General features: G+C 72.7%; 12 protein-coding genes. 6 read left to right on the top strand and 6 right to left on the bottom strand.

The features are described 5' to 3' along the window. Nucleotides 1-118 precede the first annotated feature (118 nt). Entirely contained in the window at nt 119-2,230 is a 2,112-nt protein-coding gene (locus tag SM418_RS19320; RefSeq protein WP_371966082.1) for a sensor histidine kinase, read from the bottom strand. A gap of 6 nt (nt 2,231-2,236) precedes the next feature. Further along, on the bottom strand, nt 2,237-3,919 hold the full coding sequence (locus SM418_RS19325) for a bis-aminopropyl spermidine synthase family protein (protein WP_371942647.1): 1,683 nt from the start codon (nt 3,917-3,919) through the stop codon (nt 2,237-2,239). A 257-nt stretch (nt 3,920-4,176) separates the two neighbouring features. Here SM418_RS19325 and bdeA point away from each other — a divergent pair, with 257 nt between their 5' ends. Next, nucleotides 4,177-5,046 carry a bis(hydroxyethyl) terephthalate hydrolase gene (gene bdeA / locus SM418_RS19330; protein WP_443098383.1) on the top strand — a complete coding sequence of 290 codons (870 nt, stop codon included), beginning with the start codon at nt 4,177-4,179 and terminating at the stop codon, nt 5,044-5,046. A 5-nt stretch (nt 5,047-5,051) separates the two neighbouring features. Here the strand turns inward: bdeA and SM418_RS19335 are convergent, their stop codons facing one another. Then, nucleotides 5,052-6,314, bottom strand: coding sequence for a PucR family transcriptional regulator (locus SM418_RS19335; protein WP_371942645.1), 1,263 nt, complete (start codon nt 6,312-6,314; stop codon nt 5,052-5,054). 261 nt (nt 6,315-6,575) lie between these two features. On the opposite strand from SM418_RS19335, the gene SM418_RS19340 reads away from it, so the two are divergent. After that, nucleotides 6,576-9,449, top strand: coding sequence for a helix-turn-helix transcriptional regulator (locus SM418_RS19340; protein ID WP_371942644.1), 2,874 nt, complete (start codon nt 6,576-6,578; stop codon nt 9,447-9,449). Nucleotides 9,450-9,467: 18 nt separating this feature from the next. Here the strand turns inward: SM418_RS19340 and SM418_RS19345 are convergent, their stop codons facing one another. Both SM418_RS19345 and SM418_RS19350 read right to left on the bottom strand, forming a co-directional pair. After that, nucleotides 9,468-10,658 (bottom strand): SRPBCC family protein, encoded by a 1,191-nt coding sequence (locus SM418_RS19345; RefSeq protein ID WP_371942643.1) that lies wholly within the window; start codon nt 10,656-10,658, stop codon nt 9,468-9,470. 12 nt (nt 10,659-10,670) lie between these two features. Continuing rightward, on the bottom strand, nt 10,671-11,474 hold the full coding sequence (locus tag SM418_RS19350) for an SRPBCC family protein (RefSeq protein WP_371942642.1): 804 nt from the start codon (nt 11,472-11,474) through the stop codon (nt 10,671-10,673). A gap of 363 nt (nt 11,475-11,837) precedes the next feature. Between SM418_RS19350 and SM418_RS19355 the strand changes: the two genes are divergently transcribed. From SM418_RS19355 to SM418_RS19370, 4 genes are read left to right on the top strand one after another with little or no spacing between them, the layout of a single operon-like run. Further along, entirely contained in the window at nt 11,838-13,085 is a 1,248-nt protein-coding gene (locus SM418_RS19355; RefSeq protein ID WP_371942641.1) for an extracellular solute-binding protein, read from the top strand. Continuing rightward, nucleotides 13,086-14,030: a carbohydrate ABC transporter permease gene (locus SM418_RS19360; protein WP_371942640.1), complete on the top strand. Its 945-nt coding sequence runs from the start codon at nt 13,086-13,088 to the stop codon at nt 14,028-14,030. Then, entirely contained in the window at nt 14,027-14,842 is an 816-nt protein-coding gene (locus SM418_RS19365; protein ID WP_371942639.1) for a carbohydrate ABC transporter permease, read from the top strand. The genes SM418_RS19360 and SM418_RS19365 overlap by 4 nt, the downstream gene beginning before the upstream one ends. After that, nucleotides 14,839-15,723, top strand: coding sequence for an ROK family protein (locus tag SM418_RS19370; RefSeq protein ID WP_371942638.1), 885 nt, complete (start codon nt 14,839-14,841; stop codon nt 15,721-15,723). Before SM418_RS19365 ends, SM418_RS19370 begins: the two co-directional genes overlap by 4 nt. On the opposite strand, the gene SM418_RS19375 is transcribed toward SM418_RS19370, so the two are convergent. Next, entirely contained in the window at nt 15,689-16,174 is a 486-nt protein-coding gene (locus tag SM418_RS19375; protein ID WP_371942637.1) for an SRPBCC family protein, read from the bottom strand. The two genes, SM418_RS19370 and SM418_RS19375, sit on opposite strands and share 35 nt — an antisense overlap. Between the last annotated feature and the right edge of the window lie 23 nt (nt 16,175-16,197).

Here is a 16,197-nt window from a genome sequence, read left to right on the forward strand (position 1 = left end):
GCCCAAACACTCAACGAGTACCTCGTTGCAACAGCCGCTTGACATCGCCGCGTCGGAGGCAACGACACGCCGCAAGTCAACGAGGTAGGCGACCCGGTCGACGTTCGTGGACACCGCACTAGCCGATCCTGGCCTCCAGGCGGAAGCGGCCCGCCCCGTCGGGGCGTGCGCTGAGCGTCCCGCTGGACGCGGCCAGCCGCGTGGTCAGGTTCCCGATGCCCGCGCCCGGAGCGGTCCGGGACGCGTCCGGGTCCAGCCCGTCGTTCTCCACGATCAGGTGGACGGCGGCACCGTCCAGCCCGGTCACGATGCGGCAGCGCGTGGCGGTGCTGTGGCGCAGCACGTTGGTCACGGCCTCCCGCAGCACCGTGCCGAGCACCGCCGAGACGGGGCCCTCCAGGGCCGGGTGCCCCAGTTCGGTCTCGACGTCGACGCCCGCCGCCGTGAGCACGGACCGCGCCGACGCCACCTCCCCGTCCAGGGACAGTTCGGCGTCGCCGCCGGTCGCGGTGCGCAGGTCCGCGCGGGCCTGGTCCGCCATCTCGACGACCTCGGCCAGTTCCTTCCCGGCCCGTCCGGCGTCCACGTCGGCCAGCCGCCTCGCCAGCTCGCACTTGAGCAGGATCGCCGCCAGGCTGTGCCCGAGCAGGTCGTGCAGGTCCCGTGCCGCCCGCAGCCGCTCCTGGACGGTCGCCGCCCTGGCCAGCTCCTCCCCGGCGGCCTGCAGATCCCGCACCAGCCTCGCCAGCCGGACGAGCCCGTACACGACCAGGCCCGTCACCAGCGTGCTGACCACGTAGTTGACGACGGCCGCCGGACCGAGGCCGAGCAGCACCGCCCCTCCCCCGACTCCGGCCATGGACGCCGCGACCAGCGGAACCGCGGCCCGTACCGGCAGCCCGACGAGGAACGTCCCGGCGAGGAACCCGGCGAGCCCGAGCCACGCCGTCCCGAACACGGGGACGGGCGCGAAGCTCAGCACGGCCAGGACAGGCGGCCACCAGCGTGGACGCCCTCCCCTGGCCCAGATCAGCTGCACCACCGAGACGAGCAGCAGCACCGCCGCGGCGGCCGCCCACCGCGGGCCCCACGGGACCGGCAGGAGGCCCTTGACGGAGAAACCGGCCAGCACCGCCGCCAGCAGGGCCAGCGAGAGCCGGTACGCCGTCCGGTCGGGAAGGCTCACCGCGCGGTCGCCGGCCGCGACGCACGCCTCCACCACGAACCGGCCGTCGTCCCCGAGGCCCGTGGCGAACGCGCCGCCCGCGGCACGGACGCGCTCCGCCGCCTCCGCGAGCCCGTCCGCGCCCCGCTCGGCCGTGCGGACCCCGTCGTTGACCACCCGCAGCCTGACCAGGCCGTCGCTCTCGGACGTCTCGATCACGCAGACGCGCGCCGTCCCCGCGCGGACCACGTCCGTGACCGCCTCCCGCAGCACCGTCGCCAGCAGCGCCCCGGCCGGACCGAGCGGCTCCCGGTGCCCGCCGAGCACCGCGGACTCGACGCCCGCCGCCCCGAGCAGCGCCCGAGCCGCGGTCACCTCCGGCGCCAGCGACATGCTCCGGAAGTCCGCCGCCGCGGCCCGCGCGTCGTTCAGCGATCTGCGGGCCACCGCCAGCACGTCACCGATCTCCGCGGGCCGCCCGACCGCGCGCCTGCTGCCCGCCGAGATCGCGGCGAGGCCGTCGCCGAGGCCCCGGTTCAGCTCCGCCGCGATCCGCAGCCGCTCCCGCCCGGCCGCCGCCAGGGTGAGCGGCAGCCGGGCCGCCGCCGCGTCCTCCACCCGGTCCGCGAGCCGCACCAGCCCGTACACCACCAGGCCGATGAGCAGGCAGGTGATGGTGACGTCGGCGCTCGTCCCGTCCCGGAGGGCGTCGATGAGCGCGGCGCTCCCGACGACCCCGGCGGCGACCGGCCAGGCCCCGGCCAGCAGCAGCGACCCGGCGACGAACCCGAGGATCCCCACCGACGTCCCGAAGGCCAGCACGGCCGCGTACGCGGCGGCCCCCTGCGCGAGGACGATCCGGTAGCCGCGCCACCTCTCCAGGCGCGGGACGACCCAGACGAGCTGCGCCGCCAGGACCGCCGCCGCCAGCGCGACCGCGGCGGCGATGCGCGCGGCGCCCTCGGTCCTCGATGGCGCCGCCAGCACGTACACGCCGGCGAACGAGGCCATCACCAGGCCCACGACGATTCGCGCGGCCCGAGGGCCCGGCACCGCGTCAGCCAACCGCTTTCACTTCCGGGACTCGACCGAGCGCTGGACGTCGCGCTCGATGACGGCGAACAAGTGCAGGGGGATCTCCATCAGCGAGCGTTCCAGCAATTCGGGACGGCTGGCGGACGCCGCGATGATGCTGCGGCTTTCGGCCTTGGTGAGGGTCTGGCCGACGGCCTTTCGCAGCGCGATGAGCCCTTCACGCCAGGCGTTGCCGAGTTTGCCGTGGGCACGCGCGTACATGTATCCGAGGACGCGGTCGGCGTCCCCGCCGGGCTCGGCCTTCTCGGCGAGGACCAGAGCCATGCCGGGGCCGGGGGTACCGCGAAGCAGCTTGGCGATCCGGTACTTGGGCCCGATGCGACGGGCGAATTCCCGCTGCCCCTCGGCGTCCCTGAGAAAGGGAAGGTCGTTGCGGCAGACGAGGCCGACGCGGGGCGCATTCGCAGCGAGCAGTGCCCGCACGGCCGACGAACCGAAGCCCGGGTACAGGTTGACCAGCGCCGTGCCGTGGTCTTGCAGGTTGCGGGGCAGCGGCGCGCTCAGGTAGGCGGGCAGCGCGATCCGGCGGCCGGGGGCGTCCGCAGGCCAGTCGTCGCCGACGAGCAGCGTCTTGTCCCCGGCGGGCGCGCCGAGTTCGAGGATCCGGGCCGCGGCCCCGGCGTCCAGGCCGCCGGCCGTCTCCACCGATTGGACGCCGTGTGTGTAAACGGCCGTCTGGGGATCGTCCGCGACGGCCCTGGCCGCACCGGCCGTGCGCCGCGTGGGGCGCAGGACGTACAGCGCCGCCGCGCTGCCGACGGCCTGCGCGCCCACGTACCGGTTGAACGCCGGGAGCATCGCCTCGTAGGCGAGATGGAGCGGGTTGAGCGCCTTCTGGACGGCGAGCCCGAGCGCCGGCTGCCGCTCACCGAACCCGTAGGCCAGCAGGACGCGGCCGTTGCGATGGTCGCGCAGCCCTTGCAGGCCGCGGGCGACGAAGAGCCGGACGCCCTCCGGCGTGTACGGCGGGTCGGTGAACACCAGCTCGCAGGACTCCCGCAGCGCGGCGGGCAGCCCGAGCCGCAGGTCGGCGAAGTGGCAGCGCACGTCCCAGCCGCGCCGCGCCGCCTCGGCGTCGACGAACTCCAGCAGCCGCTCGTCGACGTCCACGACGCTCGCCCGCAGGCCGGGGGCGCCTCCGGCGAGGAAAAGGCCGAGCGAGGTCAGGTCGTGGTCGCCGACGAACAGCACGTGCGCGCCGGTCAGGTCGAAGCCGTCGAGCATGAACCGGGCCCGCTTGACCACGGTCTCGGCAGTGGCGGGCACGTGGTCGAGCGCCTGCACCGGCGGCGGCGCCGCCTCGATCAGCCCGGCCATCGCGGCGATCGCCGCCGGGGCGCGGCGCGCCGACTCCGTCCACGGGTCCCGGACGCCGAACGGCTCCCGCTCGCCGAAGACACCGCTGTATTCGGCGGCCTTTCGTGCCGTGACGCGTTTCGCGTCTCCGGACGATTCGAGGTCGGTCTCCAGGGCTCGGAAGACCGCCTCGACCGTCCGCCGCGAGGTTCCGGTCAGGGAGACGACCTCCTCGATCGTCCGGAACTCCCCGCCGGCCAGCAGGCGGCCGACCTGGTCGATGCGCGGGGCGTCGATCCCGAAGTCGGCCCGCAGTGCGCGGACTGCCTCCAGCGGCGTCTCCTGCTGATCGGCATTCGTCATGTATCGGGCCTGCTCCGCTCGGCTGGAACCCCCGGGCTGGGACGTTCGCGAGACCCGATCCTACGGTCCGCGCGCCGCGCGCCCCGCCCCCTGGTCAGGGCCGTCGCCCCGGGATGACCGGCGATTTCACCGATGTCCGGGGACCGGCCGCGTGCCGAGAATGTGCGCATCCAGGGGCCGGCCCGCCGGCTCCGCCCCGTTCCGGGAGCCGGCTCCCGGCTCCTCCCCCCGAACAGGAGCGAAACGACGTGCACCTCATCCCCGGAAACGCCGCGAAAACGCTGCTCGCCGCGGCGCTGACCGCCGGCGCGCTCGCCGTCCCGCAGGCCGCCGCGCGGGCGGCCGACAACCCCTACGAGCGGGGCCCCGCCCCGACCGAGCAGAGCATCGAGGCGCTGCGCGGCCCGTTCGCGACGTCCGAGACGAGCGTGTCGTCGCTGAGCGTCACCGGCTTCGGCGGCGGGACGATCTACTACCCGACCAGCACCGCCGAGGGGACGTTCGGCGCGGTCGCGGTCGCGCCCGGCTTCACCGCCGACCAGAGCAGCATGGCCTGGCTCGGCCCGCGGCTCGCCTCGCAGGGCTTCGTGATCTTCACGATCGACACCAACACCCGGCTGGACCAGCCCGACAGCCGGGCCCGGCAACTGGAGGCCGCGCTCGACTACCTCACGCAGCGCAGCAGCGTCCGGACCCGGATCGACACGGCCCGGCTCGGCGTGATGGGCCACTCGATGGGCGGCGGCGGCACGCTGGAGGCCGCGCAGGACCGCCCGCAACTGCAGGCCGCGATCCCGCTGACCCCGTGGGACCTGCAGAAGAACTTCTCGGGCGTGACCGTCCCCACCATGATCATCGGGGCGCAGGCGGACACGGTCGCGCCGGTCGCCACGCACTCCCAGCCGTTCTACACGAGCATCCCGGCGGCGTCGGAGAAGGCGTACCTGGAGCTGGCCGGCGCCAGCCACTTCGCGCCGAACATCGCGAACACGACGATCGCGAAGTACAGCATCTCCTGGCTCAAGCGGTACATCGACAACGACACCCGCTACGACCAGTTCCTGTGCCCCGCCCCGAGCCGGGACCTGAACATCTCCGAGTACCGGGACACCTGCCCGAACTCCTAGCCCCCTCACCGACCGGGCCGCCCGCTGCCTCCCAGCACGGGCGGCCCTCCGGCGCCGTGCTCCGGGCCGTGCAGCCGCAGCGCGCTCAGCGCGAGGGCCAGCTCGACGAGGTCGCCGGGGCGGGTGAGCGTCCGCCCGGTCAGCTGCTCGATCTTGCGGAGCCGGTTGAGGACGGTGTTGCGGTGGCAGAACAGCCGGTCCGCCGCGCGGGCCGCGGAGCCGTCGCACGCCAGCCACGTCTCCAGCGTCGTCAGCAGGACGTCGCGGAACCCCGGGTCGACGTCGCCGAGGCCGCCGAGCGCGACATGGCCGAGCCGTCCGGCGAGGCGCGGCTGGGACAGGACGAGCGCGTCGGGGAGCCGCCGGTCCAGCCGGGCGATCTGGTTGCCGGGGCCGCGGCACGTCCGCAGCGCCAGCTCGGCGAACCAGCGGGCGCCGCCCAGCTCGGCGAGCGAGCCGACGACCGGGCTGACCCCGGCGTGCGAGCGCGCGTAGGGGCGGACGGCGGCGACCAGGTCGTCGAGTTCGGCGCCGCCGAGCGCGACGAGCGCCACCTGGGCGTCGGTGCGCAGCCGCCAGATGAACCGCATGCCGCCGGTGTCGCCGGGACGCCGGTCCACGCCGTCCCCGAACCCGCACTCTGCGCCCAGCATGACGACGGCGTACCGCCCGGTCACCGGCAGGCCGAGGACGGACGTGGCCGTCGCGAGCAGCCCGCCGTCGGCGCCCTGCCCGTCCAGCAGCGCGTCCACGATCGCCTGGACGCGCTCCTCGGAGCGGCGCGCCAGCGCCAGCTCGGTGCGGTGGTAGGCGGCCGCGGCGGCGCCGGACTGCTGGTCGATCGTGTCCCAGGTGCGGGTCGCCTGCCGGATCAGCGCCGGGACGTTCTCCGGGTCGTGCCGGCCCACGACCTCGACGACCGCCTCCCAGAACACCCGTCCGGCGAGCCGGTAGGAGCGCAGCAGCTGGTCGAGCGGCTGCCCCTGGTGCGCCCGGCGCTGCCCGAGCCGGCGCGCCCAGTCGAGGTCGGCGCGGCCGCGGCGCGGGTCGAGGATCGTCTCGAAGCCGTGCCCGAGACCCGTGTGGCACATCTCCCACACGTCGTGGCGGAACGCGTCGTCGCGGCCGCTGTCGTCGCCGGACAGGATCTCCGCGGTGAGGCGGTCGGCGAGGTCGGGCAGCCGGTCCGAGAGCCGCAGCACCGCCTTGCGCATGATCGTCCGGTCGGCGTCCACCTGGCCTGCCAGGTCGGGTCGTCCTCCCGTCATCGGGGGCACCTCCAGCACAACGCGGGGGCCTCATCGTGCCATCAAGGGCACGTACGGGCCATGTCGCGGCGGCCAGACTGTGCGGGCTCACAATCACGGCCGGTCCGGATTGCGCCGTGGCCACGAAACGGGAGGCCCCTCTGGACCGCCGGCGGGTGCTCGTGCTCACCTATGGACCCCTTCGCTTTTGAGACCCCGTCCAATAGAGGAGCCCCCTACGGCGCCAGGCCGAGGTCAGTTCCCCGCTGAGGAGGGACCGGCATGACCCACCCCATGCCCCTGCACGGACGCCGACGCGAGCTACGGGCCATCGAGGTGATGCTCGACCGGGCCCGCGGCGGGCACGGCGGCGCGCTGACCGTCGCCGGGGACGCCGGCGTCGGCCGGACGGCGCTGCTGGAGGCCGCCGTCCGCGCGGCCGGGCCCGCCTTCCGGACGATCGGCACCACCGGCGTCCCCGGCGAGACCGGCGTCCCGTACGCGGGGCTGCACCGGCTGCTGCGGCCCCTCGCCGCCGAGACCGCGCAACTGCCGCCCGCGCACCGCGACGCACTCGGCACGATCATGGAAGGGGCGCCGAGCGCCGAGCGGTTCGTCCTCTCCACGGCGGTGTGCGAGTTGCTGAGCCTCGCCGCGCGCAACGGACCCGTGCTGTGCTGGGCGGACGACGTCCAGTGGCTCGACCGCGGCTCGCTGGAGGCGCTGGCGTTCGCGGCGCGCCGCGTCCAGGGCGAGCCGGTCGCGGTGCTGTTCGCCACGCGCGACGACCGGGAGGACGCGGACCCCGGCGGGCTCGCGGGGATCGCGCGGCTGCGGCTCGGGCCGCTCGGCGAGGAGGCGAGCCGGCGGGTGCTGCGGGACGCGCTGGACGCCGCCGGCGGCCTGGCCGGCGGCGGGGACGGCGACCTCACCGAGGAGATCGTCGACCTGGCGTGCGGGCGGCCCCTCGCGATCCGGCAGCTCGCCGCCGCGCTGACGTCCGGGCAGCTGTCCGGAGCGGCGCCGCCGCCGCGCGCGCTCCCTCCCGGCAGCTCGCTGCGCGCCCTCTGCCACCGCCGCCGCCTGCGGCTTCCGGCCGGCGCGCGGCGGCTCGTCCTGATGGCGGTGGCCGAGGAATGGCTCGGCGCCGCGACCATGGCGCGGGCCGCCCGGGTGGACGGCATCGGCGCGGCCGACCTCGACGCGGCCCGCGAGTCCGGGCTGCTGCGGTTCGAGGGGGACGGCGTCGCGGTGCGCGACCAGCTCGTCCGGTCCTCGCTGTGGGCGGACGCGACACGCGAGGAACGGCAGGACGCGCACGCTCTGCTCGCCGACGTCCTCGTCCAGGATTGGCAGCGGCCCCGGCGGCTCTGGCATCTCGCCGCCGTCGCCGGCGAACCCGATGACCGGCTCGCCGCCGAGCTGGCGGGCGCGGCGGCGGCGTCCCAGCGGGCGGGCCGGTACGCCGACTCGTGGCGGGTCTGGCAGCGCGCCGCGACGCTCACCGTCGACCACGGCGTCCGGACCGACCGGTACCTGGCCGCGGCCGGGGACGCCTGGGCGGGCGGCCGGTCCCGGCGGGCGCGCGCCATGCTGCGGCAGGTCCGCCCCCCGACCTGCGACGGGACGGCCGCCGCCCGCGCCGCCCTGCTGCGCGGCCAGATCGAGGTGGCGGCGGGGTCCCCGGCCACGGCGGTCCCCGTGCTGCGGGACGCCGCCGAACGGCTCGCCGGGTCCGACGCGGACGCGGCGCTGGACGCGCTCATGTGGGCCTCCGAGGCCGCCGACGCGTCCGGCGACACCCACGGCTACCTGGAGATCGCCGACCGGGCCGCGTCCCTGCCGCCCGCCGGGGGCGCGCGCCGCCGGCTGATGCTCGCCCACCTCGGCGGCATGGCGGCCATGGTCCGCGGACGGCACCGGGAGGCGGCGCACCGGCTCGGCACCGCCGTCCGGCTCGGCGCGGACGTCGCCGACCCGGCCGCCCGGGTGTGGGCGGCGCTCGCCGCGTTCGCGCTCGGCGACGGGCCGCGCACCCGCGCCCTCGCGGCCGAGGCGGTCGCGTCCGCGCGGCGGCTCGGCAACGCGCCCATCGAGTCGTACGCGCTGCTGGTCGCCGGACGGTGCGAGGCGCTCCTCGGGCATCCGCCCGCGCCCATCGCCGCCTGCCACGACGGGCTCCGCCTCGCCCGCGCGACCCGGCTGCACGGCCACGCCGCCGAGCAGCTCGCCACGCTCGCGCTCACCGCCGCGTTCAACGGCGACGCCGACGCCGCGGCGGCGCACCTGGAGCCGCTCACCGGCGCCGCCGACCGGCGCGGCCTCACCCGGGCCGCCGCGTTCGGCTCGTGGGCGCCCGCCTGCCTGGACCTCGCCGCGGACCGTCCCGCCGACGCCGCCGCGCGGCTGCGGCTGCCCGGCGGCTGCGGGCTCGCCCATCTCCCGGCGCGGCTGTTCGCCGTCCCGCACCTGGTCGAAGCGCTGGTGCGGGCCGGCGACCACGACCGGGCCGCCGACGCCTACGCGCGATTCCGCGGCTGGACCGACGGGATCGGCGCGGCCTCCGCGGCGTCCGGGACGGGCCCGGCCCCCGGGCGGGACGCGCTCAGCCGCCGCTGCCGCGCCCTCCTCGCCGGTTGCGACGCCGACGCGGAGGAGCACTTCACCGAGGCGCTCCGGCTGCACGAGGCGGCCGGCGCCGTGTTCGACCTCGCCCGCACGGAACTGCTGTTCGGGCACCGCCTGCGGCGCGGCCGCCGGCCCCGCGCCGCCCGCGAGCACCTGCGCGCCGCGCTGCGGATCTTCGAGCGCTACGGCGCCGTGCCGTGGAGCGCGCAGGCCCGCGCGGAACTGCGCGCCGCCGGTGAGACCGTCGCGCCGCCGCCCCCGCTCGCGCCGCCGCCCGCCCCCGAGCGGGGAGTGGGGACGGGCGCCGCGCGGGGCCCCGGCGCCGCGGCGGCACGCGGGGCGGACGGTTTCGGCGAGCTCACCGCGCAGCAGGCGCACATCGCCCGGATGGTCGCCGAGGGCGCCACCAACCGGGAGATCGCGGCGCGCCTGCTGCTCAGCCCGCGGACGATCGACCATCATCTCCGCAACGTCTTCACCCGGCTCGGGATCCGGTCGCGCGTCGAGCTGGCCCGCCTCATCCGCTGAGCCGCGGCCGCACGGGAGTCAGACCTCCTCGTACTCTTCCTCGCGCTCCTTGGCGTTCTTGGAGGCCGTCGTCCTGGTGCTCTTGCTGTTCTTGGCGGAGGTGCCGGACGACTTGGAGTTCTCCGTCTTGTCCGAGCTCTCCGCCTTCTCGGACTTCTCAGTCTTGCCGGAGTTCTCAGTCTTGCCGGACTTCTCCTCGTCCTCCATGGCCTCCTCGTGCGTCCGGACGACCTCGCTGTCGCGGATCTCGCCGCGCCAGCCCTCGATCTCGTCGGCGCGGGTGAGCGACTGCGTCATCACGTAGCGCCGGAAGTGCTTGAGTTCGAGGCGCGCCCGGCGGCCCTGCGCGCGCCACAGGTTTCCGGTGCGCTCCATGAAGCCCTGCGGGTGGTATTCGAGGACGACCAGGACGCGGGTCAGGTTCGGGGACAGCTCATGGAAGCTGACCGTCCCGTCCACGTGGCCCTTCGGGCCCTTCGAGCGCCACACGACGTGCTCGTCCGGGACCTGCTCGACGATCGTGGACTCCCACGTCCGCGCGGACCAGAAGATCTTCGCCTTCCAGTTCAGCTTGGTCTCGTCGGCCTGGTCGACGCTGATGACCTTCTTCATGAAGGACGGGTAGTCCTGGAACTGCGTCCACTGGTCGTAGACGAGGCGGCGCGGCGCACCCACGTCGATGTGCTCGACGATGTTGGTGACCTTCACCTTCTTGCCGCCGCCGCCCTTGCCGCCCTTGCCGCCGTCCTTGCCCTTGCCGCCGGGGAGGACGCCGCCGACGGTGTCCTTGAGCCGCCCGAGCACGCCCTTGCCGTCGCTCTTCTCGTCGGCCTGCTCGTCCTGCTTCATCGTCTCTCCCTTCGCGGGGGCCTTCGACTGCGCCTTCTCCTCCGTGCCGGACGCGTTCTGCTGCTTCTGCTCGTCCTGCGCGTTCCGCTCGTTCTGCTGGTTCTGCTCGTTCTGCTCGTTCTGCTCGTTCTGCTCGTTCTGCTCGCCGCCGCGCTTGGTGAGCGCCCGGCTCGCCGCGACGGCCGCGCCCGCACCGAGCAGGACGCCGCCCGCCGTGCCGACGGCCCGCCCGCCCGGCAGGCCCTTCGGGAGGTTCTTGGAGAGCCTGCCGAGGTCGGGGACGCGGCTGCGGCGCCCGCCAGGGAGACGCTTTGTTATCTGTCCGATGGGCGCCCGGCCCATCAGGCTTCCTCGTGCCATGGTGTGCCTACCTCACTTGGGGGTTGTGACGATCTCGCCGCCGCGGATCTCGCCGCGCCAGCCTTCGACCTCGTCGGGCCGGACGAGCGCCCGCGTCATCACGTGACGGCGGAAGTGCTTGAGTTCGAGACGGGCCCTGCGGCCCTGCGCGCGCCACAGGTTGCCGGTCCGCTCGAAGAGACCGGCGGGGTGGTACTCCAGGACGAGCAGGACGCGGGTCAGGTTCGGGGCCAGCTCGTGGAAGCTGACGGCCCCGTCCACGTGGCCCTTCGGCCCCTTGGAGCGCCACACGATGTGCTCGTCGGGGACCTGCTCGGTGATCGTCGACTCCCATGTCCGGCTGGACCAGAAGATCTTCGCCTTCCAGCTCAGCTTCTCCTCGGACGTCTGGTCGACGCTGATGACCTTCTTCATGAAGGACGGGTAGTCCTGGAACCGCGTCCACTGGTCGTAGACGAGGCGGCGCGGCGCACCCACGTCGATCTGTTCGACGATGTTGGTCGTCCTCCCCCTCCGTCCACGCCCGAAGATGCGGGCGAGCGTCTCCTTCAGGGCCGTCCAGCCGAAGCTCAGCAGCGCGCGGAACGGGGACTTGCCGTCCCGCAGCGCCTTGATCCCGGCCAGTGCGGCCTTCCCGAGCGGGCCCGCCTGCTCGGCCTTCGCGACCAGGCGGCGGGTCTCGCGCTCCAGCCGCCGTTCGATGCGATCCAGGACGCGGCGGCCGAGGCGCCGGGCCGACAGTGCGGCCACGACGCCGCCGGCGCCCGCGGCCGTGCCGAGGGCCGCGCCGGCGGCCGTGCCGGTCCGGAGTTTCATGTTCTGTTCACCTCGTGTCCAGTCGGATACGGCGCCGGGTTACCCGGTCAAGAGCGGGCAAAACAGGACGCAGGCCAGCGGACGGGGAGTCCGGTGGCGAGGACCGCGTCAGAATGCGGGGCGGTCCGCTCAGAGCGAACGGCCGGACGTTGCCGTCGGGCCGACCAGACCAGCCCAGCGTGGCCACCGGACCACGGCGGCGGCCCCCCGGCGCCGGGTCACGGTTATGACTCGTGCTCAATACGCCTCTTGAACTGGTACGGACCGGTGTTTATCTTCGTCCCCACCACGCGCGATTGTGCTCGCTGGACATTGCCACCGAGCACTATTTTGCACGCGCGAAACCCGGAGAGGCGGGGACAGATGAAACGGCACCTCATGGGAGTCGTCGCCGCGGGCCTGACCGTGGCACTCGGCGTCAGCGGCTGCGGCAAGGGCAGCTCATCCGGCGGGGACTCCGACGGCAAGACCATCAAGTTCGTCGCCGCGATTTACGACGACAACACCAAGCCCTACTGGGACGCTCTGATCAAGGACTTCGAGGCCGCGAACTCCGGTTACAAGGTCAACCTGGAGATGGTCGACTGGAGCCAGATGGACACCAAGGTCAAGACCTACGTCCAGACCAAGCAGGTCCCCGACATTCTCAACTACAACGCGTTCTCCGACTTCGCGCGGGACGGCCTCATCTACCAGGCGTCCGATGTCGTGTCGCCCTCCACCCTCAGCGACTTCACCCCGACCTTCGTCCAGCAGGCGCAGTACAACGGCACCCAGTACGGCCTCCCGTTCATCTCCAGCGCCCGCCTCCTCTTCTACAACAAGGACCTGTTCAAGAAGGCCGGCATCAGCGAACCGCCCGCCACCTGGGCCGAGGTGAAGGCCGACGCGCAGAAGATCAAGAAGGCGGGCTCGATCGGGTACGGGCTGCCGCTCGGCCCCGAGGAGTCGCAGGCCGAGTTCTACTCGTGGGCGATGAACAACGGCGGCGGCTGGGTCGACGCCACCGGGAAATGGGCGATCAACCAGAAGGCCAACGTCGACACGCTGGGCTTCCTCAAGGACCTCAACAAGTCCGGGCTGACCCAGCCGAACCCGGAGACCACCGACCGCAAGACGGTGTTCAACCAGTTCGCGCAGGGCAAGGTCGGCATGGCGATCGGCGGGCCGTTCACCAAGGCAGGATTCATCGACCCGGTGGACAAGAACCTGAACTTCGACGTCGCGCCGCTGCCGAGCAAGAGCGGAGCCGAGCACAACACGCTCGGCGTCATGGACGTCCTCGCCGCGTTCAAGAAGGACGACGGCAAGAACAAGGAGGCCGTCAAGAAGTTCCTCGACTTCTTCTACAAGAAGGAGAACACCTCCAAGTTCCTCACCACCGAGGGCTTCCTCCCGGTGACGAAGTCGGCCGGTGACGCGCTCAGCGCCGACCCGTACATGAAGCAGTTCGTGGACGCGCTCCCCACGTGCAAGTTCGCTCCCACCTCCAACCCGGCCTGGTCCGCCGTCGCCGGCGCGGTGAAGCAGAACCTCGGCAACTCCGTCGCGAACGAGGACCCGAAGAAGGTCCTGGACAAGATCCAGGAAACCGCCGAGAAGGCCGGCTGAGTGCAGGACCTCACGTCCAAGGGGCGGGGGGCCGTCACCTCCCCGGCCCCCCGCCCCTCCCCCGTCCGGCGGCTCGGGCGCGCGCTGACCCCGCTGCTGTGGCTCGGCCCGTCGCTCGCCCTCATCGCGGTCGTGGTGCTGTGGCCGGTGATCGAGATGGTCCGGACGTCGCTGCAGAAGATCACCTCGTCCGGCGTCACGCTCGGCTACCGCGGCGGCGGCAACTACACCGACCTGATCGGCGAGGACGACCTGATCCCCGTCGTGCTGCGGACGCTGCTGTGGGTCGGCGGCATTGTGATCGTCACGATGGTGCTGTCCCTCGCGCTCGGCCAGCTGCTGAACGCCCGCTTCCCCGGCCGCCGCGTCGTCCGCTGGGCCGTGATCGTCCCGTGGGCGGCATCGGTGCTGATGACGGCGCTGATCTGGAGGTGGATGCTGGACAACTACTCCGGTCTCGTCAACCGCGTGCTGCTCGACCTGCACGTGATCGACGAGCCGGTGAACTGGCTGGCCCACCCGGGGGAGGCGATGCTGTGGATGATGTGGGTCGCGGTGTTCGTGTCGCTGCCGTTCACGTCGTTCGTGATCCTCGCCGGGCTGCAGACGATCCCTTCCGACGTGTACGAGGCCGCCCGGGTGGACGGCGCCGGCCCGTTCCGCACCTATTTCGGCATCACGCTGCCGCTGCTGCGCCCCGCCGTGCTGATCGCCTCGATCATCAACGTGATCAATGTTTTCAACAGCTTCCCGATCATCTGGGCGATGACCGGCGGCGGCCCCGGCCACAAGACCGACACGACCACCACGTTCATGTACAAACTCGCCTTCTTCGACCAGAACGTCGGCGAGTCCGGTGCGATGGCGGTCGTCAACTTCGTGCTGATACTCGTGATGGTGCTGCTGTACCTGCGGGCCGCCCGCTGGCGTGAGGAGATCCGATGACGCGCCGTATCGTCCTGGCGGGCGTGGCCTGGCTCGTCGCGCTGGCGTTCCTGGTCCCGTACCTGCAGATGTTCTTCACCGCGCTCAAACCGGAACGCGAACTGACGAGATCACCGGGCGCCTACCTGCCGTCCCACTGGACGTGGTCGAACTTCGTCGACGTCTGGTCGGCCGCCCCCATCTGGACGTATCTGCAGGTCTCCCTCATCGTCGCGGCCGTCGCCACACTGGTCACCCTCGCCTGCGCGCTCCCTGCCGCGTACTACACCGCCCGAAACCGTTTCCGGGGCCGCGGCCTGTTCCTGCTCCTCGTCCTGGTCACGCAGATGTTCGCACCGACCGCCCTGGTCATCGGCATCTACCGGGAAATGGTCGCGCTTAACCTGACCGACACCCTGCTGGCGCTCATCCTGGTGAACGCCGCCTTCAACCTGCCGTTCAGCATCTGGATCCTGCACGGCTACTTCTCCAGCATCCCGAAAGAACTGGAAGAGGCCGCCTTCCTGGACGGCGCGGGCCGCCTGGGCGCCCTGACCCGCGTCACCCTCCCCATTTCCATGCCCGGGGTCGTCACCGCGATCGTCTACACGTTCATCGCCGCGTGGAACGAGTACATCGTGGCCCTGACGGTCACGGCGTCCCCGAACCGCCACCCGCTGACGGTCGGTATCCCGTCGTTCGTGACCCAGTACCAGGCGCACTGGCAGTACCTTTTCGCCGCGTCGCTGATCGCGATCGTCCCGGTCGTCATCCTGTTCGTCTTCATCGAGCGCTACCTGATCGGCGGCCTCACGGCGGGCTCGGTCAAATGAGCCTGATCGGCCTGGACGTGGGCGGGACCTCCATGAAGGCGACCATCGTCGACGGTCCGGCGGTACTGGCGTCGGAATCATGGCCCACCGACCGGATCGACCCGGTGGGCGGCGTCCTGGACTTCGCCGCCCACCTCTCGTCCCGCGCCGCGTCGCTCGACTCCCCCGCCGAGGCCGCCGGCATGGCCCTGCCGGGGACGGTGGACGAGTCGACGGGCACCGCCGTCCATTCGGTGAACCTGGGCTGGCGAGACGTCCCGATCCTTCACCTGGCGCATGAACGCCTTCGCATTCCCGTGGCGATAGGCCACGACGTGCGCACGGGCGGCCTCGCCGAGGCTATTCTGGGCGCGGGTCGCGGTACCGCCGACTTCGTCTTCATGGCCATAGGCACGGGCATAGCCGCCGCCCTCATCGTGAACGGCGCCCCTTACCCCGGCGCTCTCGGCTGGAGCGGCGAAATAGGCCACGTCGTCGTACGACCGAACGGCGAAGACTGCGTCTGCGGCAACAAGGGTTGCCTGGAAACCTACGCTTCGGCCGCCGCCATCTCCCGCCGCTACGGCACCCCTATCCCAGCGGAAGAAGTGATAGCCCGGGCCGGAAAAGGCGACGATCGGGCGGCACAGGTATGGTCGGACGCCCTGGACACCCTCGCGGACGGCCTGGCGGCGACGACCCTCCTCCTGGACCCGTCCCTCCTGGTCATCGGCGGCGGCCTGGCCCAGGCCGGCGATGCACTCCTGACCCCGCTGCAATGCCTTTTGGCAGACCGCCTGAAATTCCGCGCCGCACCCCGCCTGCTGCCGTCCGAACTGAACGCCCAAGCCGCCGTGAAAGGCGCGATTATCCTCGCCCAGCGCGCTTTGCAGCAGCGTTAGCCTCGACCAGTTCGGCCAGGTTGTCCAGTGCCATCCGGGTGCCGGTCTCGTTGTCCGCGACGGGGATGCTGTCGGGAATGCCCTCGTGCACGATGCGGACGTCGGTGCCCCCGTCCACTTCGGTGAGCGTCGTGGTCATCGTCATGCTGCCCTGGAGGGCGGGATCGGCTGTCTCGAACTCGGTGATCTCGACCACCTGCTCGTCGGGCACGAGCTTCGCGAAATGGCCGTGGTAGGTGTCGGTGCGCGGCGCCGACTTTCCGGCGCCGGTCGGCGCGTCATAGGTGAGCGAAACGCGGAACGAGCCGCCCTCGCGTCCGTCGAACTCGTGCACGTGAGCGCTCATCCCCACCGGCACCCGCCACTTCGCGATGGCGTCCGGATCGAGAAGCGCCCGGTAGATGACCGAAGGCTGCGCTCGCACGTGGCGGGAGATTCGCGTCGAATACATGCGCCCACCCTACGACGCGTCTT

The organism is Actinomadura chokoriensis (assembly GCF_041463665.1).
Classification (GTDB): Bacteria; Actinomycetota; Actinomycetes; order Streptosporangiales; family Streptosporangiaceae; genus Spirillospora; species Spirillospora chokoriensis_A.